Annotated in this window: 14 protein-coding genes; 6 read left to right on the top strand and 8 right to left on the bottom strand. The window is 45.3% G+C overall.

Annotation, left to right across the window (positions count from 1 at the left end):
* Positions 1-7 precede the first annotated feature (7 nt).
* On the top strand, positions 8-2,788 hold the full coding sequence (gene secA / locus QUF61_RS09015; RefSeq protein ID WP_103919860.1) for a preprotein translocase subunit SecA: 2,781 nt from the start codon (positions 8-10) through the stop codon (positions 2,786-2,788).
* A complete protein-coding gene (rsmD, locus tag QUF61_RS09010) occupies positions 2,785-3,417 on the top strand; it encodes a 16S rRNA (guanine(966)-N(2))-methyltransferase RsmD (protein ID WP_289681383.1) in 633 nt (210 codons plus the stop codon). Before secA ends, rsmD begins: the two co-directional genes overlap by 4 nt.
* A 105-nt stretch (positions 3,418-3,522) precedes the next feature.
* Here the strand turns inward: rsmD and QUF61_RS09005 are convergent, their stop codons facing one another.
* The gene (locus QUF61_RS09005; RefSeq protein WP_103922422.1) at positions 3,523-3,867 is read right to left on the bottom strand and encodes a sulfur globule family protein; all 345 of its coding nucleotides are present in this window, start codon (positions 3,865-3,867) and stop codon (positions 3,523-3,525) included.
* Between the two features lie 236 nt (positions 3,868-4,103).
* On the opposite strand from QUF61_RS09005, the gene QUF61_RS09000 reads away from it, so the two are divergent.
* Entirely contained in the window at positions 4,104-5,429 is a 1,326-nt protein-coding gene (locus QUF61_RS09000; protein ID WP_289681382.1) for a maltoporin, read from the top strand.
* Between the two features lie 52 nt (positions 5,430-5,481).
* Here QUF61_RS09000 and QUF61_RS08995 read toward each other — a convergent pair whose 3' ends face one another.
* From QUF61_RS08995 to QUF61_RS08965, 7 genes are all read right to left on the bottom strand, one after another.
* A complete protein-coding gene (locus tag QUF61_RS08995; RefSeq protein WP_103922532.1) occupies positions 5,482-6,315 on the bottom strand; it encodes an ABC transporter permease in 834 nt (277 codons plus the stop codon).
* Between the two features lie 453 nt (positions 6,316-6,768).
* On the bottom strand, positions 6,769-9,837 hold the full coding sequence (locus QUF61_RS08990; RefSeq protein WP_289681381.1) for a DUF4178 domain-containing protein: 3,069 nt from the start codon (positions 9,835-9,837) through the stop codon (positions 6,769-6,771).
* A gap of 30 nt (positions 9,838-9,867) precedes the next feature.
* The gene (locus tag QUF61_RS08985) at positions 9,868-10,758 is read right to left on the bottom strand and encodes a DUF350 domain-containing protein (protein WP_103922424.1); all 891 of its coding nucleotides are present in this window, start codon (positions 10,756-10,758) and stop codon (positions 9,868-9,870) included.
* A gap of 165 nt (positions 10,759-10,923) precedes the next feature.
* Positions 10,924-12,705 (bottom strand): response regulator, encoded by a 1,782-nt coding sequence (locus tag QUF61_RS08980; RefSeq protein ID WP_103922425.1) that lies wholly within the window; start codon positions 12,703-12,705, stop codon positions 10,924-10,926.
* Positions 12,698-15,853, bottom strand: a complete 3,156-nt coding sequence (locus tag QUF61_RS08975; protein ID WP_289681380.1) for a PAS domain-containing hybrid sensor histidine kinase/response regulator — start codon at positions 15,851-15,853, stop codon at positions 12,698-12,700. Before QUF61_RS08975 ends, QUF61_RS08980 begins: the two co-directional genes overlap by 8 nt.
* 133 nt (positions 15,854-15,986) lie before the next feature.
* Positions 15,987-16,868 (bottom strand): hypothetical protein, encoded by an 882-nt coding sequence (locus QUF61_RS08970; protein WP_289681379.1) that lies wholly within the window; start codon positions 16,866-16,868, stop codon positions 15,987-15,989.
* A 13-nt stretch (positions 16,869-16,881) separates the two neighbouring features.
* Entirely contained in the window at positions 16,882-17,874 is a 993-nt protein-coding gene (locus QUF61_RS08965; RefSeq protein ID WP_103922533.1) for an AAA family ATPase, read from the bottom strand.
* Between the two features lie 374 nt (positions 17,875-18,248).
* Here QUF61_RS08965 and QUF61_RS08960 point away from each other — a divergent pair, with 374 nt between their 5' ends.
* From QUF61_RS08960 to QUF61_RS08950, 3 genes are all read left to right on the top strand, one after another.
* Positions 18,249-20,486, top strand: coding sequence for a RelA/SpoT family protein (locus tag QUF61_RS08960; protein ID WP_289681378.1), 2,238 nt, complete (start codon positions 18,249-18,251; stop codon positions 20,484-20,486).
* A 115-nt stretch (positions 20,487-20,601) separates the two neighbouring features.
* Positions 20,602-22,044 (top strand): type VI secretion system baseplate subunit TssG, encoded by a 1,443-nt coding sequence (gene tssG, locus QUF61_RS08955; protein WP_289681377.1) that lies wholly within the window; start codon positions 20,602-20,604, stop codon positions 22,042-22,044.
* 13 nt (positions 22,045-22,057) lie between these two features.
* On the top strand, positions 22,058-23,260 hold the full coding sequence (locus QUF61_RS08950; protein WP_289681376.1) for a hypothetical protein: 1,203 nt from the start codon (positions 22,058-22,060) through the stop codon (positions 23,258-23,260).
* The last annotated feature ends 2 nt before the right edge of the window (positions 23,261-23,262 follow it).

Below are 23,262 nucleotides of genomic sequence, written 5' to 3'. Positions count from 1 at the left end.
AAAGCTTATGTTCAAAAATGTTCTCAGAAAAGTCTTTGGCAGTCGCAATGAGCGTCTCATTAAACAACTGTACAAAAACATTGCAAAAATCAATGAGCTGGAACCTGCGCTGACGGCGCTGGATGACGCGGCATTACGTGAAAAAACCAATGAGTTTCGCAAGCGCCTGAGTCAGGGGGAAACCCTGAATGACTTACTGCCTGAGGCATTTGCCGTGACCCGGGAAGCGGGTAAACGCGTATTGAATATGCGCCATTTTGATGAGCAGATGCTCGGCGGTATGGTACTGCATTCTGGCAAAATTTCTGAAATGCGCACCGGTGAAGGAAAAACGCTGGTAGCAACGCTGGCTACTTATCTGAATGCCCTGCCTGGAAAAGGTGTGCATGTCATCACGGTCAACGACTATCTGGCTAAACGTGACTCCGAGTGGATGGGGAAAATTTACAGCTTTCTGGGATTAACAACCGGCGTTATTGTTGCCGATTTGGCCCCCGAGCAACGTAAAGCCGCCTATGCCGCCGATATTACCTATGGCACCAATAATGAATTTGGTTTTGATTATTTGCGCGACAACATGGCCTTTCAGGGCAGTGACCGGGTGCAACGCGATCTCGAATATGCCGTCATCGATGAAGTAGATTCCATCCTGATTGATGAGGCGCGCACGCCGCTGATTATTTCCGGGCCTACCGACGATAATTCCGAACTTTATACCAAGATTAACAAACTGATTCCGAAACTGAAAAAACAGGATCACCTGCCAGAAAAGGATGAAGAAGATCCACCCGGTGATTATGGCGTTGATGAAAAAAATAAACAGGCCATACTCAGTGATGAAGGCCACCAGCATGTTGAAGACATGCTGTTGGAAATGGGGCTGTTAAAAGAAAACGAAAGCCTGTACGACAATAAAAATATTATGTTGATGCACCATGTGCATGCAGCATTACGCGCTAATGTTTTGTTTGAGCGCAATGTTGATTATATTGTACAAAATGGTGAAATCGTTATTGTTGATGAATTCACCGGGCGCACCATGGCGGGGCGGCGTTGGTCAGAAGGTTTGCACCAGGCGGTGGAGGCCAAAGAAGGCGTCAAGATTCAGAACGAAAACCAGACTCTGGCTTCCATTACTTTCCAGAACTATTTCCGCCTGTATAACAAACTCTCCGGCATGACCGGTACCGCAGATACCGAAGCTTTTGAATTTCAGCAGATTTATAAGCTGGAAGTGGTGGTATTGCCCACCCATAGACCCATGGTTCGTAAAGATATGGGGGATTTGGTTTATCTTAGCGCAGAAGAAAAATATACGGCAATTATTGACGATATTAAAGACTGTATTAAACGCGGGCAGCCTGCGCTGGTCGGTACCGCATCTATCGATACCTCAGAGCTGGTTTCAGGCTTATTACAAAAAGAACAAATTCAACATCAAGTGCTGAATGCTAAGTTCCATGAAAAAGAAGCAGAAATCGTAGCGCAAGCCGGTACTGCCGGTACGATTACGATTGCCACCAATATGGCAGGCCGTGGTACGGATATTGTTCTGGGCGGTAATTTAGAGGCTGAGATTAAAGCCCTGGATAATCCTGATGAAGCAACCATAGAACAACTCACAGAAGCCTGGAAAGCACGGCATAAAAAAGTGCTGGAAGCCGGTGGTTTGCATATTATCGGTACCGAACGCCATGAGTCCCGGCGTATTGATAACCAGTTACGTGGTCGTTCAGGGCGTCAGGGTGACCCTGGTTCCAGCCGTTTTTATCTGTCACTGGAAGATTCTTTGATGCGTATTTTTGCTTCAGAGCGCATGGCAGGTATGATGCAAAAACTGGGCATGGAAAAAGGCGAGGCCATTGAACACAAATGGGTGTCACGCTCCATTGAAAATGCCCAGCGCAAAGTGGAAGGGCGCAACTTCGATATTCGTAAGCAGTTGCTGGAATATGATGATGTTGCCAATGACCAGCGTAAAGTCGTGTATCAGCAACGTAATGAAATCATGGACGCTGAACGGGTGGATGATATTATCGATTCGGTTCGTCACAGTGTATTAAATGAGCATATTGATCAATATATTACACCAGGCACACCGGATGAAATGTGGGATATTTCCGGCCTGGAAGCCTTGCTGGAAAAAGAATATCAGCAGAAATTAGCCATACAAAAATGGCTGGATGCGGATCACGAGCTTTACGAAGCAACCCTGCGCGAAAGAATTGAAAAAGAAATTGTTGATAATTACACCCGACGCACCCAGGCTATTGGTGAAGACAATGTGCGTAATTATGAAAAAACCTTGATGTTACAGGTTTTGGATCAGAGCTGGAAAGAGCATCTGGCGGCGATGGATTATTTACGGCAAAGTATTCATTTGCGGGGCTATGCGCAGAAAAATCCCAAGCAGGAATATAAACGTGAAGCGTTTGAAATGTTCCAGGCCATGCTCGGACAAATCAAAGAGAGCGTTTTACACACCGCAACGGCTGAATTGCTGAAAGCGGCTGATCAAATGCAGGCCGATTTACTGGCAATGGAAGCACGTTTGCAGCAGCAACCAGAAATGCAGTTTCAACATGCCGATGCTGCGGAAATGGGTGGCGAACTTAGCCCGGAAGCGATGGCAGCCGCCACCGCGCTGGCTCACCAGCAAGCAGCACCGGAACAGTCTGAAGCACATCAGCCCTTTGTTCGCAGTAGTCGTAAAGTGGGGCGCAACGAGCCTTGTCCTTGTGGTAGTGGCAAAAAATATAAACGTTGTTGCGGTAAGCTGGAAACTTGAGTTTAAAAAAACGTAAAACTAAAACCACAGCCTCCTCACGTACCACAACCGGCAGCGTTCGCATTATTGCCGGTTTGTGGCGGGGGCGTAAACTGGCAGTACCCAAGCTGCCGGGATTACGTCCAACCCCGGATCGTCTACGCGAAACCTTGTTTAACTGGTTAATGCCCAGCCTGCCAGGTGCTGTTTGCCTGGATGCTTTTGCAGGCAGTGGTGCCTTAGGTCTGGAAGCCGCCTCTCGCGGCGCAGCGCAAGTAACCTTGATTGAGCAATCACCCATCCTGGCAAAACAGCTACAACAGCATATCAATCATTTGAATCCAGCCAATACAACAGGACGAGAACTGTTTGTGCATCATCAAAATGCACTGGATTATCTAAATCAGAAACCAGCAACCCCCTTTGATCTGGTGTTTCTCGATCCCCCCTTTCATCAGCAATTACTGGAAAAAACCTGCACGCTATTAGAACAAGACGGCTGGCTGAAACCCCAGGCACAGATTTATCTGGAAATGGAACAGGAATTACAGGCGGTTTTGCCAACATCCTGGCCGGATACCTGGCAGCTGCATCGAGAGCAAAGCAGCCGGGAAATCTATAGCTGTTTGATACAACGCTCAACACTTTAAATTTAAATCTAATTTTTTTCTGAACAAAAAAAACGGAAACGGCAGTTGCCGTTTCCGTTTTTTTAATCTACAGTAAAACTGTGATTATTAATCTGATAATTCAGATTATTTAGCAACTGCTGCTGGAGCGGCTGGTGCCATTGGAGCCATTGGAGGTACTGCACCATAAGGAGCGCCATAACCATAAGGAGCGCCATAACCACCGTAAGGAGCGCCATAACCACCATAAGGATAGCCACCGTAACCATAACCACGATTATAACCACGACCATAACCGCTACCACGAGCATTCATGTTCATGTTGAAGTCACCAAAACCGTCACCAAAAGCATTATTATCCCACATGTTGCTCCAAGGGCCACCACCGTAACCTGGACCACCCCAGAAAGCTTGAGCGGAAGTAGCAGACAGAGCGATAACAGCAGACAGAGCCAGTGCTTTAATTTTCATAATAATATCTCCAAAAGGTTTTTAATAAAAAAAACAACAAATAAACTATCGGTGGTGTAACTTGAGTTTTGCTTTATTTCCACATTTTCCCAAGCGACGGATGTCATTCTAGTACAACTTAAGAATATTAGCAATCACTAATTTACTTTTTTTTAAAACTTTCTGAATAATGGCTTAATGATCAAGTGCTTTTGCTGACCTTCGCTGGTATTTAACTTTTGCAACAGGGGAATGACATGAAATTGCAACAACTTATCATCAGCATATTGATATTAATGGGAAGTTATATTCCTATAACGGCCTATAGCGCAGTACAAACCAATATTGGTAATCATGAAATCGGTAGCCGTGGCTATTTCCGATTAGGTGCAGGCACTTCATCAGGAGATACTAAATCCTGCTTTGCGGCCCCCGGTGCAGGCAGTAAATATCGACTGGGTAATGAATGTGAAAACTGGATGGATGTTGACGTTTACGACAGGTATTACCTGGATAAGCTGAAAAAAGGCCCGTATGTACATCTGGAAACCCGTTTATTATTTCATGGCAAAGATGAGCAGGGAATTGATTATAAAGGTGTCAGTGATTTCTTTTTTGAAGTGGGCCAACTCAATGCTGATTTGGGGAATTTCAGTGTCTGGATAGGGCGGCGTCGTTATGACCGTCGCGATATTCATATCGCTGATTACTTTTTTTATAAAATGATAGGTGATGGTTTTGGCTTTGATAATCTTGATCTGGGTATCGGTCAATTAGCTTATTTTTATCTACGCGATAAGACAACACCCATAGTCGATGATTTTCATCTCCGTCAGCAGGCACATCAGCAGAGTCATGACTTTCGCTTAAAGAATATCAAGGTGAATCCTGATGGCAAGCTCATGCTGTTTGCAAACTATACCCGTATTGCTGATGAGACACTGTATGCGACCCGTACCAGCGATGAAACAGTTAAACAGCTCAAACTCAGCGGTGCCAATGGCTGGGCTTTAGGTGTGACGCATAAACAGACTCAGTCCTGGGGTTATAATAAATTCACCTTACAATACGGACGCGGTTCTTCACGTCAGGCAGGCTCCTGGCCTTTTGAAAAAGAAGCCGCGCTGGGTTTGCTGTTGGATGAAGCCAATAAAGCAGCCTTGGAAAAAGCAGCAACTTTACGTCTGACAGACCATTTTCTGATTGATGGCAAACGCTGGGCGATAATGGTTGCGGGCGTTTATGAAAGACGTGAGCATCGGGAATTTGATGGTACTGATCAAACCTGGATAAGCCTTGGCGCACGCCCAATGTGGTTTGTCAGTAAACATTTTCGTCTGCTGCTGGAAGCGGGTTATGATCGGGTGACTGACCATAGCAAGGATATTCAGGGTTCTGTGCGCAAATTCACCCTGGCAGGGGAGTTGGCGCATCAAGCAGGATTCTGGCAACGCCCGGTGCTACGCATTTATGGTACTTATGCCACCTGGTCGGAGAGTTTTCGTGGACAAGTTGGTGGTGAAAGTTATGCCACAGATACCGAAGGTTGGAATTTGGGTGTTCAGGCGGAAACCTGGTGGTAATAAGGCTTTTGAAAACCTTCCAGGTCTTAAAGACCCGGAAGGGTTGCTATTCCTAAGGTAAATCTCCCCGCTTAAACAACCAATAACCCAAGCTTGCGCAAAGGCTACCAAAAATAACAGGATAAACCAAAGCCCAGATGATATAACCTAATTTACCGAAGTTATCCAGAATGACATAAGCAGCAGGGCCTAACAGCACCAATTGGGGGTCAAATAATAACATTGCCGCCGTACGAAATACCTGCATGGGGTTGAGCAGCGCAATTGTCACGACAAGTTCGGGGGGGGATTTTTGCTGAATTAAAATACCCAGTAAAATTAAATCCAGAAACAACAATAACAGCAACCAAATGACAAAAGCCAGTCCCTGCGCCACATCCGTGGTACGTGCCATACTAGATACCAACATGCCAATACCGAGAAAACACCAGGCTAATGCGATGAGCAAGGCGGTGTAAAAACCAAACTGCATCCAGGGCACCGGCACGCCCTGCACCAAGGCCCAAAGCGCGGCGGCAAACATTGCCAGAAATACCGGCATAAAAACACTGACAAAACGCCCCAGCATTTTTCCCCAGTACCATCCTGCCAGCGAGACTGGCAGCGATAACAGATATTCAAACACCCCTGCTTCGCGATCACCCGCTACAGAGCGCACGGTGGTGATTAATACAAATACCGGCAGTATTGCCATGCAGATTTGTATATAAGTAACCAGCAGGCGGGATAAGCCGGTAAAACCCAGTACCCGTGATTCGGTCAGACCAAACATGAATAACAGCGCGACGATACCGCCAAAAACCAGGCTGTAAACCAAAAACCAACGGGCGCGTAAAGACTCGGCAATATCCAGTTTGGCGCTGAGCCAGAGGTGTTTTAATAACATAAGTGATTTATCTCTAAAAATTGCAAATGGTGAACTAAGGAGTGAGAATTTTATAACTTCAGCAACTTGGCTGGTCTTTTCCTCCATTTTCTGCGTTGTGCCTATTTGGACTTAGGCAGTTACATAGCTTGCTATGCGCCTGTTTTCACGCCTTGAAAATGAATAAAAATCCTGCGCCCAGTTTCTGCATTTATTTCATCCTCACTCCTAACACCATTAAATAATCTGAATTTGGTGTAAGAAACGAGTCAGGCCATTCCAGTTTTAGGCAGCATAAATTTCTCGTTCCCTAAGATCGATTAGCCGTGTAGTGCTGAAAACTCCGAAGAACTTTTTTGCCTCTAATAAAATCAATGGCTTATGCGGATATGTATCACCTAAAATCAATGACTTACGGACTTTTCCAGAGTTTTCAGTGTAGTGGCTAATCCACCAGCTTACGTTAAATTCAAATTATTTACCACCACCAGAATAACTACCACTGGAAGAGCTGCCCCGGTAGCTGCCGCTGGAACTGGAGCTTTCATAACGGGTGCCGCGCCAAGTGCGACCACTGGTGATATAACGGCTTTGCCGGTAACGATTATTTAAATAATATTTACTACCCGCAAACATGGCTAAGCTAAATGCACCCAGATTGCCAAATCTGACTCTATTGGACTGTTGTCGGGCCAGCCAGGGACGTTGACCACTGGCTAAAAAAGCCTGCATATCTGAGAAAGTGGGGCGATAGAAAGCCCCCCATAATGCTTTAGACCATTGCGCATAAGGTGGCAGCCATTGCCACTGACCTTGCCGCCAAAACCCGAAATAATTTTTTTCTGATTCAAGCGGACTGAGAAAAGAATAACCCAAGGGAATAATATGCTGAAGCGGTTGGAATTGCCCCAGTTTTTTATATTCCAAAGTCATACCCATAAAGGGTTCCTGCTGGTTATACAAGGTCTTGCTGACTTTGATGCGTTTGCGCGCTATATGGTTCTGGTAAGCTTGTTCCAGTTTGCTTTTTACATTATCAGGGCTGATTAAGGCATCATCGGATAAGGTCGTTGTGACGATCTGATAAGTGTGAAAAAATTGTATTTCACTGCCTTCAATAATTTCCATATCCACCAGTTGTGTTTCCCACTGGGTGTTAAGGGTTCTCATCAACCCTGTCAGTTCTTTACCTTGTTTTTGCACCGATAGCGTCAGTTGTGCCATATTGTCCCAGGCTTTAGGCAGTTCCTGATAAACTGCGGGGCTAATCTGCATGGCTTTTGCTTGCTGATAAGCTTCCAGATTTGCCGACCAGAGTTTCCGGGTTTGTGCACTGAGCGCATCGATCTGGTCAAATTTACCCTGCTGCCAGACGGCGTTCAGCCTGGTTGCAACTTGAGGATTTTTTGCTGACCACAATTTAATCGCCTGTTGCTTGCGTTGTTGCAGTTTTTGCAGAAAGGCAGGCTGGGTGAGATTGTAATGAAATTGATATTGCTTGAGTTTTTGTGGCAGGTTTTTCTTGAATGTTCTCAGTTCCTGTAGTTTGTCGCTGATTGTCTTGCGCTCATAATTCACGGGTACAAGCACCTGGTTAACCACTGCAACCAGGGCCGGGGTACTGGTTAACGCCCAGCTGGAATCCTGCGCCAGAATTGTTTGTAATTGATTTAATTCCTTACGCTTGAGTTGTTGTAAGTGTTGCCGTTGCTGATTGATTTGATTTTGCCACTGCGCACTGGCTGGATATACCGCGCTTACCCAAGGCTCTTTTTGCAACACATCTGCGCTGCCCTGACTCAATGCACTCAGTTGCTTTTGTGTCTGCTCATAATCTGAAGAGGCTTGCAGCGCATTGTTTTTCAATGTGTCAAAATAATCCAATGTCATTAAACCGGTAACGACGATGGCTAAAACCAGGGGAATGGTTAACCGGTTTAGTATTGCCCAGGGTATTTGTTTGAATAAGGGCAATAATAGCAGAGGCAGCAGCAGTGCCAGTGGCGCAACCACTGCGATCAACAGGCTGGCGATATACAACAGCCCCCATAAAAAACCGTCCGGCTTACGGCTGATGAACCACAGTGCCGGGGCAAATGTGGCAGCGGCAATCAGGGTATAAGCACTAAACAAACTTTCAAAACTGGCGAGTGCAATCAATGTGCTAAACGCAATCACTGCTATCAATAAGCCATAGAAAGCTGTTTTTTTCAAAAAGCCGACAGGCCCGGTTTCCTGTTTTCTGGCTGAGGTGCTTTCTGTAGTTTTTGGAGGATTAAAGGCATTTTCCAGTTGATAAGCAGAAAGGGTTCTGCCGGTAAAATATTCAATTTCATTACGGCTACGCTCTACGCTGTAACGTTTTTGTCCATTTTTAAAGTCAGCATAGTCTGACTGATCACCGCAGGCCACTTTCCAGGGAAATGCGCCATCAACATAAGTGACCTTATTACTGCCATCTTCAATAAAGCGATATGGTTTTTTATTAACTTTTATCCATTCACCTTCATCCAAATCAAAAGGATCGGCATTAGGCGCAGATAAGGTGGCATGTAGCAGGGTGTATTCATTTTCAGATTCTTCTAAATACAGATAGCCCTTTTTTTCATGCCACAACAGATACAAACGGGAGACATAACCCTCATCATCAGTGTTGAGCTGGCGTCCACAGATTGCGTAATCAATACCGGAAAAACGTGCTTGTTGACCAATCTCATAAATAAAATCAGCATTGAATTGTTTGGGGTTTTTGCCCATTACTTCAGCCGCTGCGCCGCTGAGATCATTTTGACTGCCGCAGTATTCACACACCAGGGTTTGAATTTCCTGTTGTGCAGCGGGTTTTTTCAGGGGTGCGGCACAAGAAGCACATTGAATGCTGTCGCTGGACTCACTGCGGGTTTCAATGGCCTGTAGCGTCCCATCCTGGTCTTTAACCGTCAGTTGCCCATGTTCAAGGGCTTGACCGATAAAACAATGCGGCTGCTGGGTTTGGTCATACTCCAGCGTGGCGAAATGCTGACCATCTTTGGAAGCCAAGTCGGCATATTGATATTTTGAGTCTGGCAGCAAGGTAAAAGGCAGTTGTCCCCAGCCCCCGATGCAGGTTGCTTCACCCAGTTCGCGAACTGTAAAATAGGTACCGTCCAGATTCAGGCTGCGCCCCACTTGAAGCTGTCCGGCAGCCGGTAAAGTAGTTTTGGCGCTAACGGGTGTTTCCAGTGTCAGTTTACGCGCATCCTCACTGAGCCAGATGGTCTCACCATCGGTAAGTGCCAGATACCATTCATCCCAGTGACCGCTGGCATGAGCGTAACGCACATGACCAATCACTTCAAAGTTTTTGCCGTTGAGCTGACCGGTGGCCCCGTCAAATAAACGGGTGTCGGCTTCCGGTAAAATGGATTTTTTACCCGCCTGTAATACGGCTTGTTCATCCCAATACAAGGTGCTGGAACAATGTTCACACACCAGCATCCGAATGCCTGGGTTTTTACTGGTTTGCGGACTGCCGCAATTAGGGCATTGAATCTGTTGACCCATGATCGACTACTCCTTGTTACATCCTGACTCTTATCCCAGCAGCCCCAGAAAAATCAGACCCACCGCCATATAAATTGAGGCTTCCAAAGCACCAATGGCGATATTACGCTGTTCAGTGACCTCCTGACCGACATTGACACCGGGCAACAGAATAAAACGTGCGGCAATAGCAATCAGGGTTTGCGCAACAAACAAGGCTAGAGCTACTAATAGCCATAAGCCTAAGGCCCAGGCTAATTGTTCACTTTGGTATAACACCAGACTGGAAGTGCTGGTAATTGCCAGCGCCAGACCAATACGATGACCGGAAAAACGAATGGCCAAGGCGATATTATTGGTTTCCAGTTCCTGATCCAGAGAGCGTTTTGGGTGGCGGCGCATAAACACCCAGCGCCGATACCAGGTTGCCAGATACATGATGAGTTGAGAGAGCGCAAAACCCAGTAATACAATGCCAAAACCCAGCCAGGAGTCTTCTTCCACCCACATCATTACCGCACGCACAATAATCGCTGTGGCAATCATATTGCCAGCATCCACCAGCCCCGCTGCTGCATTGTCAGACAATATCAGTTGATGAATGGAGACTTTTGCAAACAAGACATGATCAAATAACTTGCGGGTAAGCCACATCAGCAAAATACCAAAAACCCCGTAAGCCGCCATCATCACCAGTTCCTGCCGGGGTGATGCGGCCACCTGCCCACTGACCGCGCCCATCAGCATAATAGCAATACTGATAATGGCACCCGCCAGGGAGATGCCCAATGCAAAATTATCATCTTCCGCCAGACGCTCATGCAAAGAAGCACTGGCAATTAGGTTGGAGAAAAAACGGAAACCAGTCAGTATGCTTAAAACAATAACAAAATCAATTAAGTAATACATTAAAACAGATTCATCAAGACTCAGATAAGTCATTACATCAATCCTCGTAAAATGCGCGTAAAAGAAATTGGAATACTGTATCACATTCCAGGTTTAAAAAACCCAGGAGGCTGTCTGAGAACAGAGGTCGTGGCGATTAGACGGGGGTTTAGAAGCCATTTTTTGCGCCATAAGCGCAAAAAGAAGCTTACGTTGAACTCAGGTTAAATATTTTTTTATTTCCAGTAACTGAAAATTTTCAGCCAGGGTAAATAAGTGTTGTAACTGCTTGCTTGAGGTATTTTCAGCTTGTTGCATTTGTTCTTGTAAATAATCCTGGAAATCTTCCATATCCCCCATTTTCAGCATAAGTGTTAACTTACTGTGTTGCTCCGGGGACAATATGCTGACATCAGCCTCTTCTATTTCCTCATTTTGTGTTGAAAAATCAAGCTGCATTGGCAGATGCTTGGCAAGTACCCCAAGCAAAGTATTTAACTGAATAGGTTTACTGATATAATCATGACACCCGGCCTGCAATGCCTTATCCTTTGCTTCTTTAAAGGCATTTGCTGAAATGGCAATAATCGGCAGATCGATAAACTCAGAAATATTTTGTAGTTTTTGCGTGACTTCCAGACCATTTAAGTCCGGCAAGCTTAAATCCATGAGTATGGCATCGGGTTTCCAGCTATGTGCCAGTGCCAAACAATCCTTGCCACTAGAAGCGATTGTGATACTGAAATTGAAAGGCTCTAATAAGCTGCGCGTAATACTGCTACTATCGCTCATGTTTTCGGTTATCAGAATTTTAAAAGGCCCTGCTCCTGCCGTGCGCAGATAGCCATTAATTTGAACATTATCATCAACTGTTTGCGTATCATTTTGTACAGGCAGGACTTCTTCTGTTGGCAGACTCACCTGAAAGCAGCTACCCTGACCAGGGACGCTTTTTAGTGTAATTTCCCCGCCCATGATTTCAATCAGGCGGCGGGTAATAGATAAGCCAAGCCCCGTACCTTGTTGTTTATGCGAGGCATTACCAGCCTGGATAAAGGGTTCAAATATTTTTTTTATGGCGGACTCAGGAATACCAACGCCGGTATCTTTAACCGTGAGTATTAACTGGTTTTCAGAAAATGCGGTATGCAGACTTACCTCACCTTGTTCAGTAAATTTAATCGCATTACTCAGTAAGTTCATCATAATCTGACGCAGGCGTTTTTCATCACAATATAAAGTTGCCGGTAAGTTATCCGCAGCTGAGTAATTCAGGCTTATATTTTTCTGCTGCGCACGTATGAGAAACATCTGATTGAGGTCATTAAAAAAACTTTTGCTATCCAGGTTGCCAGGGAAAAGTTCAAAACGCCCGGCTTCAATTTTTGCCAGATCCAGAATGTCATTAATCAGCGTCAGCAGGTAATCGCCACCACGTTTAATACTTTGAACCTGATTAAGCTGGCGCTCAGTTAAGGCTTCATCTCTTTCCAGAATCTGGGAAAACCCCAGTACGGCATTAAGCGGTGTACGCAGTTCATGGCTCATGTTGGCAAGAAAAGCGCTTTTAGCACGATTGGCTACTTCCGCCTGATTTTTTGCTTTTTCCAGATCAGTTTGTAGCTGGTAAATGCGTAAGTGGGTTTCCACCCGCGCCAAAACTTCTTCGGCCTGAAAGGGCTTGCTGATAAAATCAACGCCACCCACGCTAAAACCTTTAATTTTATCTGCGGTTTCTTGTAAAGCACTGATAAAAATAACCGGAATATCACAGGTACGGGCATCCGCCTTTAATCGTGTGCAGGCTTCATAACCATCCATCTGCGGCATTTTAATATCAAGTAAAATCAATGAGGGTGGCATGGCCTGCGCTGAAGCCAGACCCAGCATTGCGCTGGGCATTTTACGCACTTCATAATCATGCTGCGCAAGTATGTTTTCTAACACATCCAGATTGGCAGGGGTGTCATCAATCATCAGGATACTGGTGGGGTTATGCATTTTTTGCCTCGCTAATGGCGTCTAAAATACGCTGGTACTCATAGAGATTAAACCAATGCGTTAAGCTCGCGGCAAGCTCTGTATGCTGGTCTTGTATGTGTTCTAATAATTGCTGAGTTTGTTGTGAGTTACCACGCAACATAGATTGTTCCAGTTGTTCTAATATATCAGGGGATAATACAGATAAATCCAGTGTGTGCGTTGATAAATTGTCTGAGTTGATGGCAACAGCTTGCGTATAAACCCATTCCAGTGCCAGGTGTTGCTGCAAAACCTGTTGTAATTGTATTTCATTTACAGGCTTATCAATATAACCATGACAACCTGCTTTTAATGCGGCTTGCTTGGCCTTGTCAAAAGTGTGCGCGGCAATGGCGACAATCTTTGTTTGTTGCAGGCTTTCCTGCTTGAGCAGCACGGGAAGCACTGCCAGGCTTTCCATTTTCGGTAATAGCAAGGTCAGCAATATTATATCTGGTTGTTGAGCCAAAGCCTGTTTTATACCTTCCTCACAATCTTTTGCTTCCAATACAGTAAAACCCAAGGGTTCTAATAAATCAATAATCAGTTGCCGATCAACTTTGGTATGATCAATTACCAGCACGCGATAAGGTACTGACTGATGATCGTTGCGTTGATAAGCAATGGCAGGATGCTGGCTTGTGCTTGATTTTTCATCCCGTTTTTGTTGTTCAAGCACGGGGAGAGGAATTTTCAGCTTAAAGCAAGTACCCACGCCCTCTTCACTATTAATGCTGATGGTTCCCTGCATTTGTTCAATCAGATTTTTACTGATAGACAGACCGAGTCCTGTGCCCTGCTGTTGATAATATTCACTACCCACTTGTACAAAAGGCTGGAATAAGGTTTTCAGGCGTTGCGTTGGAATACCAATACCGGTATCGCTAACTTGAATTTCAAGCATGCCATTTTGATAGGCTGTTTGTATATCCACCTGCCCTTGTTCGGTAAACTTAATTGCATTACTGAGCAGATTCATACAAATTTGTCGTAAACGTTTTTCGTCAGCAGCGACAGTATTGGGTAAATCAGTATTTGCCTGGTATTTAAGCATGATACCTTTTTGCTGCGCCATCACTTGAAAAAGGGTGTATAAATCTTCAAAAAATCGGGGTAAAACACAGTTATGGATATGTAATTCCAAACGTCCGGCTTCAATTTTAGCGAGATCCAACACATCATTAATTAATAACAAGAGGTGATCGCCACTGTGTTTAATGGTGTTTATTGCCTGTTTTTGTTTGTCGGAAAGTTGTGTGTCTCGTTGCAGAATCTGCGCATAACCCAGCATGGCATTTAACGGGGTGCGCAGTTCATGACTCATATTGGCAAGGAAAACGCTTTTGGCGCGGTTTGCCGATTCTGCCTGTTGTTTGGCCTGTTCCAGCTTCATTTCAGTTTCTTTTTGCAGCACCAGATCCAGTTGCAGTTGGCCTTCCATTTTTTTGCGTTTGCTGATGTCCTGTAACATGGCAACAAAGGTGATGACTTCTCCTGCTTCATTACGAATCGCAAAGGCGGAGGTTAATGACCAGATAAATGTCCCATTTTTATGTTGATAACGCTGTTCTAAAATAAAACTGTCGCGTTCTTCTCGCAATAATGCGCTTAAAGTATGTTCGTTTTTATGTTGTTTATCAGATAAAAACAAGTTATAGAGATTCATGCGCTTCAGTTCGATTTTGTTATACCCCAGCATACGCTCAACCGCTGGATTGCAATCTTGTAAAAAACCTTCCGCAGTCAGCCAGAGTATGCCAATAGGAGAAAAGTCAAAAACGGACTGGTAGCGGGTTTCCGTAAGTTTACGTTGGCTAATGTCAACCATCATCCATACCACGCCCTGACTCAGATCGGGCGGGGCAATAGCGCGACCACTGATATGACACCAGAATAGCTCACCTGACTTCTTGCGAAACACCTGTTCAACCTGCTGCACTTTGCCATCAGCGGTCTGGGAATAAACCTGTTTGCCGAACTTGATATAGCTGGCATGGTCACAATATAGCATTTCTGTTGATTGACCCAACAAAGCCTGCTTTTCATAACCAAGCATTTCCAGCAGGCGCTGATTAAGATCATAAATTTTACGATATTGGTTGGTGACTAAAATGCCCGCGCTGCTATTATCCAAAATAGCCTGTTTCCAGGCTAACAATTCCTGCCCTTTTTCTGCTAATTGTTTATGTTCAGTGATATCATGAACCATGATGAGCAGATAATCAGGATCGTTGTGATTGTGGTGTATCAGCGTCACCGTTAAGTCAACCCAGGCTATATTGCGATCTTTACGCAGAAAACGTGGCTTTATGCTGTAATGGGGCAGCTCTCCTGCAAGTAATTGTTTAAATTTTTTGATATTAAGTGCTCTGTCTCCAGTATGAATAATATGTAAAAAATCAGTCTCTAATAAGGCGCTGCGTTGATACCTTAAAATTTCACACAAGGTATGATTTACTTTTAACCAGGAACCATCCTGCGTAATAAAAGCAATACCTACCGCAGCGTGTTCAAAAACGGCCTGAAATAAGTTGGTGATTTGTTGATTCTGGTTTTGCGCGACTGTACGTTGCTTGAGTGTTTCATTAAAATACTCAACCATCTGGGAGAACTCATCGTGTACCATAGGCGGTAAACATAACACCGGGTTGCTATCAGAAACTTTATTGAATATTTGCTGATAGCAACTTAGTGGACGTGCAACGCGGGTATGCAGAAAAAATAAGAGTGTAGTCAAAAATAGGGCAAAAATGATAAAACTCAGACTAATTAGCAATTGTAACCATTGATTGCTTTGCAGGATATCTGTTTCCGTTTGTCGATGTAATATTGTTAAAACCGTGCGCATTTTAGTCAGCAACAAGGCTAAATTTTGAACATTCTCCTGATATAAGCGTGGATTTGCATCCACCTTAAATATTTTGGCAAAGAATTGAGCTAATTTTTCATGACTGTGTAACAGTGTTTGGTAAGCTGAATTATCAACGAATTCAGCTTGACTGCGTTGCAGTGACAGGGATAGGCGATTGTATTTTTGTTTCCACTGAGAGATAGCATGATTTTCGGGATAAAATACATAATCAGTAGCCAGGCTGGACAGCAGATTGAGATCTTCGGTTAAGTTCACAATCTGTCGCTGTAAGCTTGTATTTTGTTCAAATTGTAAAAATACATACAGCAAAAGTGATAAAGCTAATGCAATCAAACTGATGCCGATATAATGGAATCGGCTAATTAATGCCTGAATATTCACGGCTGAATTAACAACGATAACTCAGCCAGGCAATCCGCACGATTAAAAACGTCACGAATAAAACCAGGCCTAAGACTAAAGCTGCCTCCAATAATGCGCTTTGCTGATAATTTTGATACAACGCGGGACTGGACAATACCACCAGTTTCCATAAACTACCGGGAATTTGCAGATGTTGGTGAATTGAACGCTGTTCTGCGCGATCAAGCTGATGCGCCCGTTGCAATGTTTCCCGTCCACCTTTTGCCGTGATCTCAATCAAACCCGGATCATCTTGTTTGAGTAACATTAATTGATAACCCGGTAATTCATAGTCAGCCAGAATCTGCGCAAGTATATGCGCCTTAAAACTGACCAGAAAAATACCTTCTTGCTTTAGCCCTCGTTGATTGAGGAAGGGACTCATGATGTTGATATGATGTTGTGATTGGTGAGGATGCGTATACAGTGGATGCAAATGATCCGCGCCATGCTGGCGGCTCATCTGGGAAAAGCGTAACAAGTCATTTTGGCAATGTTCTGAAATAGGCGGTGCTTGCTCAGTGAATTTCACAAAACCGTTCGCATCAGCCAGCATAAAATTAGAATAATCGGGAAAATGGCGTTTAACGCGCTGTTGCATGGCAACACGCAGCGCAGCATTATCCGGATATTGTACCAACTTGGCAATTTGCGGGTGGTGTTCCTCGCTGAACAGCAATACCCGCGTTTGCAGGTCTTGAATACGCTGTAATAACTGATTTCCCGCGCCCTTGAGTAACGCACTTTCCAATACCTGTTGGTTGGCTGAAAAGCGGTTTAAGCGATCCATGGTATTCCAACTCAGCAGAATAAACACCATCAACAACAACATACTGGATACCAGCATAATCTGAAAACGCGGAAACATGTTGTTTTAATTCCTAGGGTACTGGTACGGTATTTAACAGTTCATCAATCACATGGTCTGCGGTTTTACCTTCTGCTTCAGCAGCAAAAGATAAAATCAAACGATGGCGCAACACGTCATGGGCAATGCTTTGAATATCACCGGGGGATACGTAATCCTGTCCATGCAACCAGGCATGTGCGCGGGCGCAGCGTTCCAGGGCAATGGTGGCGCGTGGACTGCCGCCAAATTCCAGATAACGCGATAATTCCGGATGATAGGCCTGCGGATTGCGCGTTGCCGCAATCAAATGAATCATATAGGTTTCCAGCGCTGGATCCAAGTGCATATCCAGTACTTCACGCCGGGCGCTGAATAATATGTCCTGAGACAACACCTCAGTTTCTGTTTCATGGGTTTGAGTTGTCGTTATCGGCTCTTCCGCACAATTTTCCCGCGCTTCCTGCCGCGCCAGTGACAGAATCGTTTGTTCTGTATCTGGGCTGGGATAATCGATGAGTACTTTCATTAAAAATCGATCCAATTGTGCTTCCGGTAAAGGATAAGTACCTTCCTGCTCAATCGGGTTTTGTGTTGCCATCACCAGAAATAAACGTGGCAGCCCCCAGGTTTCCTTGCCGATGGTAATCTGGCGCTCCCCCATCGCTTCCAATAAGGCCGATTGTACTTTTGCCGGTGCCCGGTTGATTTCATCGGCAAGCACCAGATTATGAAACAGTGGCCCTTGCTGAAAGACAAAAGAGCCATCCTGTGGCCTATAAATTTCAGTACCGGTTAAATCAGCGGGTAATAGATCTGGAGTAAACTGCACCCGGTGAAAATTACCTTCCAGCCCACCGGCAAGGGTTTTAATTGCCGTTGTTTTCGCCAATCCCGGTGCGCCCTCAACCAGGAGATGACCATCGGCTAACAAGGTAATCAATAAACGCAGTACCAATGCTTCCTGTCCGACAATGCGGTTTTGAATACTGGTTTTAAGCTGGTTTAGCGCATCTTGCGTGGACATAAGCGTATTTCTCGTTTCAATGTATAATAAAATAACGGTGTTACGCAAAAGCTTCTTTTTTGCAGGTTTTGAAGGTTTGAAACACAAAAAAACCACTTTTGCTTCACGCTGATTTGTATTTGCACCTTGCCAAACACTATTTTGGTGCAAAAAAGCAGCAACTGTGCAACATCAGTACAACATAACAATCATTAAAGATAAAAAAATAACGGTATTTTAACATAAGCTGAATCTAGGAGGCTGTCAGGCTTAGGGAAATTTTATCATTCTTCAAATCCTGCAAATCCTTGCTTCAGCTTAATCCGCCGATTATTTGGACGATTGCCAGAAAATAGTGTAATCGTTATCGCTTGGTCTTTGGAATAAACCACCTTATGAATACAAATGCACTTAATATGAGCGAACCTGCACACAGCAACAGCAAACCCGGCTTGTTACAACTAGATGCCTGGTTTGAACAAGTCAGTCAAGATCGCACAGCTAAGGAACGGGATACCCTGATACGCGCTTTTAAACTGGCGCAGCAACGCTGTCAGGATAAATTACGCCCCACCGGTGAACCGGCTATTAACCATGTTTTTACCGTGCTTGATTTACTGGCGCAACTGAACATGGATACCGACACGCTGATTGCTTCTATTTTGCATGATCCGGTGGAAACCGGTGATCTGGATGTGCAAACTGTGCGCCAGCAGTTTGGGGACGCTGTCGCAAAAATGGTTGATGGTGTGAATAAAATGGGTTTTCTCAGTGAGCTTAAACTTGATGCTGAAGAAAATCTGAATAATCAGGGGCAAAATCAACAAACGGAAAACCTGCGCCGGATGATTCTGGCGATGGTCGAAGATGTACGGGTGATGTTGATTAAACTCGCTGAACGCCTGCATGAAATGCGCATGTTACGCCATTTATCCGCTGCCCAGCAACGCCGCATTGCCCACGAAACCTTGGATATTTTTGCACCACTGGCCAATCGCCTGGGTATCTGGCAGATTAAATGGGAGCTGGAAGACCTTTCTCTGCGTTATCTGCAACCTGAGCAATACAAGCAAATTGCCAGTTTATTGCAAGAGCGCCGCACTGATCGGGAAGCACATATTGCGCAAATGATGCAGCAAATCAGGGAAACGCTGGAGCAGGCAGGTATCCAGGCGCAGGTCATGGGGCGTCCCAAACATATCTACAGCATCTGGGAAAAGATGCAGCGCAAGCAACTGGATTATCATGAACTGTATGACGTGCTGGCGGTGCGGGTTATCGTCAATACCGAACAGGAATGTTACCTGGCGCTGGGTTTGATTCACAAACAATCACCACCCGTGCCGGGGGAGTTTGATGATTATATCGCCAACCCCAAAATCAATGATTACAGCTCCTTACATACTGCGGTCATTGGCCCCAATCAGCAGACCTTTGAAGTGCAAATCCGCACCCAGCAGATGCACCATCATTCCGAGTTGGGCGTGGCCTCCCATTGGCGTTATAAGGAAGGTTCTCATCCTGATGAGGATTTTGAACGTAAAATTGCCTGGATGCGGCAAGTGCTAACCTGGCAGGATGAAGAAGTCAGCGCGGGGGACTTTATTCGGCGTTTTCAATCAGAATTACATGAAGCCAGAGTTTATGTGCGCAGCCCTGAGGGTAAAATCATTGACTTACCCAGTGGTGCAACACCGATTGATTTTGCCTATTATATTCATACCGAATTAGGGCATCGCTGCCGTGGGGCACGGGTTAATGGACGCATTATGCCCCTGACCTATCCTTTGCATACCGGCGATCAGGTTGAAATCATCAAATCTGAACATGCGCGCCCCAACCGGCGCTGGCTGGATGAGCAACTGGGCTATGTTAAAACATCCCGTGCACTTACCCGGATTAAACAATGGCTGAAACAACAAGATGATGAACACCATGTTGCCGAAGGGCGATCTGCGCTAAATCGTGAGTTATATCGCTTAAATGTTGCGGATGCCAATTTATCGGAACTGGCAGAGCAGTTTGATTTTGAAGACCTGGAAGGGTTTCTTGCCGCGATTGGTCGTGGCGACCTGGAGACTTCGGAAGTAGTGACCTCTTTTGGCAGCAAATTATTACCCCATCATGCCCAACCGCGCACCTTGCGCAGTCATCCGCTGATGTCACACAGTAGCGCCGTAGACGATGCCCATATTAAAATGTTCACTGCCGATTGTTGTCACCCGGAACCCCATCAAGCGATTACCGGTTATTTTACCTCCCGTGGCGTTGAGGTGCATCGTTCAGACTGTCTGAAAGTGATTACCTGGAAAGCCGCCAACCATCCAGGGCTGGTCACGCTGAACTGGGAGAGTCTGCCGGAACAAAGTTATGCAGTGGATATTGAAATTAAAGCCGATGACCGGTTTGGTTTAGTACGCGACATCAGCAGCATTCTGTCCGATGCCCGGGTTAACATCATGGCAATGCAAACCCAGACGGACAAAGAAAACATCGCCAATATGGTGATGAGTATTGAAATCAGAAACTTGCGCCAACTGAGTAAAGCGCTGCTGCAAATTGAAAATCTACATCACGTTTATGGCAGCCCCCGGGTGATCAACATGAAAAACAGTGTAGAGCCAATAAATTGATAAACCAATTGTGTTCTCAGACAGCCTCCCAGGCATCGCCGCTGGCTGGGAAATATTTATTTCTGGGCTGAAAAACAAGACTTTGTTTATTGGCTAACGCATGATATAACAGGTTATGCCCCCATTAAAACGCCGTATTACAGTGTTGGAAAGCTTATTAAAAGAGGCACATCGCTTTGAATTTTATCAGGCGGTGCGCCTATTATTACAATGTGCGCCAGCAGCCCATCGCCCTGCACAACATAATAACCCGATGCAGGAAGCTATCTGTTTTCGCTCTAAAGTCGACATTCGCTTTCCTGCAACTGAGATTGATGAGATTGAAGTCCCGGACGCGCAAGACCCCAACATAAGCGATACCCGTCCACAAATGCAGGTTAATTTCATGGGGCTGGCGGGTGCTAACGGCCCCTTGCCCACACCCTATACTGAACTGATTATGGATCGGGTATGGAATAAAGACACGGCGCTAAAAAGCTTTCTGGATATTTTTAACCATCGTCTGTTATCACTGCAATACCGGGTGCGCAGTACCCACCGTTTGGGTTATGGCGAAAACACCCCCTGGCAATCACGCTTTGCGCGCTTTTTATTTTCTCTGTTTGGCATGGGTACGGAAGGTTTGCAGCAGCGCATGCAGACTGAAGACCATGCCTTATTGCATTATGCGGGTATATTACAGCATGAGCCACATTCCCAGGTTGCGCTGGAAGCCATGTTATCGGATTATTTCCGGGTTAAAATGAAGGTTTTACCGTTTATTGGGCAATGGTTAGAGTTATCAGAAGATGCCTGCACCCATCTGGGTTCCGCCAAAGGCCAACAGCAAAGCCTGGGGCAGGGTGCGGCTTTAGGCAGCCGGGTCTGGGATCAACAAGGCAAACTGCTGATACAAACTGAAGCCCTGGATTTCCAGGCTTTTCTCAATTTTCTGCCCATTGGCTGGGGATTTATCCCCTTATGTGAACTCACCCGTTTTTTTATTGGCCCCGAATTGGATTTTGATCTGGAAATTCGCTTAAAAAAAGCAGCCGTGCCTGCTTGTACCCTGAGTCATAAAAAGGGTGCGCGCCTGTCCTGGACCAGTTGGTTGAAAAGTGCTGATTTCCAGCAAAATCCACAGGTTACGCTACGCCCCAAAAAATTATTAAAGGAAAAATCAGAGACCACGATTCCATTGCTGGCTTACTTACCCCAGGAAGCGCGTGAAATGATACACAATAATATGCAGGTGCATAACCTTCCGATGCATACCGTGGTCATACAACAGGGGGATCAAAGTCATTCCCTGTTTTTAATTCGCTCCGGGTCGGTGCAGGTTGTCCGTAAAACCGTAGAAGGTCAGGAAAAAACATTGGCCAATCTGCAAGTGGGTGATTTTTTTGGAGAATTTTCTTTACTTACCGACAAACCCCGCATGGCAACGGTGATTACCACCGCAGACACCAAATTACTGGAACTGGACAAAGCCGATGTGGAATGGATTATAGAAAAATATCCCAGAATCCGACAAATGCTAATGTCTATTTATACTCATCGTAACCATTATAAAGTCTAACAGGAGAACGCTGATGTCTTATCCATTTCAACTCAGCAAAATTGTAACAACGGCTTTTATTTTAGCACTGGTACTGTTTGCACCCTTAGAGGCCTGGGCGCGCATTAAACTCATCACCCTGCCCCCCCGTGAGCGTGTGGAAGTACATCTTGATAATGCCGCAGTGACCTTAGTGGAAGAAGAGCGCCTGGTGCCTTTGATTCAGGGCAATAATCAAGTTGATTTTTCCTGGGCCAATACCGGTATCGACCCGGACAGTATTGTATTTCGGGTGATGGAACCCAGTGGCGATGCCGTACAGGTATTATCGGTGAGTTATCCGCCTGGGGAGAATGCACTGGTCTGGAATGTTGGTGCGCAACAAACGGCAACAGCCCGGGTGCGTATCAGTTATATACTGCATCAACTGTCACGCAGTTTCAGCTATCGCGCACTCAGTGACGGCGAGGAAAAAACCCTGAGCTTATCACAATACCTTAAGGTGAAAAATCATGCCGGAGAGTCATTTACTGACAGCCGGATTCAGGCAGGTTTTGGTGGTGTTTTTCAACGCTCTATTGCGCTTAATGAAAGTCAGAAATTGTTATTTGCATCTTATACCAATGTACCGATAGAAAAAACCTATACCGCAGACCTGGAAGACTATGGTTATCTCAATGCGCCACAAAAAAAATTAAAAGTCCCCATGCATTATGTCTTAAACAATGATGCCGAGCATCATTTAGGCAAAACCCCGCTGGCGGCGGGGAAAGTGCGTATTTTTCAAACGGACAGCCAGGGCAGTCAGGTATTTATTGGTGAGGACTGGGGACATTTTACACCGCGCGATGATGAAATGGCTTTATACCTGGGCGTGGCACAGGATATTGTGGTCAAGCGCAGCATAGAAAAAAGCGAGCAACAGCGGGTTGCTGGCAACTTATACAACCATAAAGTGATTATTCGTTATGAAATTGAAAATTTCAAAAATAAAGCCGTTGCACTGAACATTGCAGAAAACCTGTGGGCCGTGCGTAATGAGTTGCGCGGTTATACCGATCAGGATGTGGAGTGGGAAATTCTGGATGAAACCACGTTCAGCACGGCTGCCGATCCGGAAAAAAGCAGTTTTGAAAAATTATATTACACCACGGATCTGCCTGCGCGCAATGCCGATGGCAGTGCCAGGAAAATCGTGCACAAACTGGCAATTTTACTGAAAAATGAATGGCGTTAAGG

This window comes from Candidatus Venteria ishoeyi (assembly GCF_030378065.1).
Classification (GTDB): domain Bacteria; phylum Pseudomonadota; class Gammaproteobacteria; order Beggiatoales; family Beggiatoaceae; genus Venteria; species Venteria ishoeyi.
Note: the sequence above shows the minus strand (reverse complement) of the source record. Positions and strands in the feature narration are given on the sequence as shown.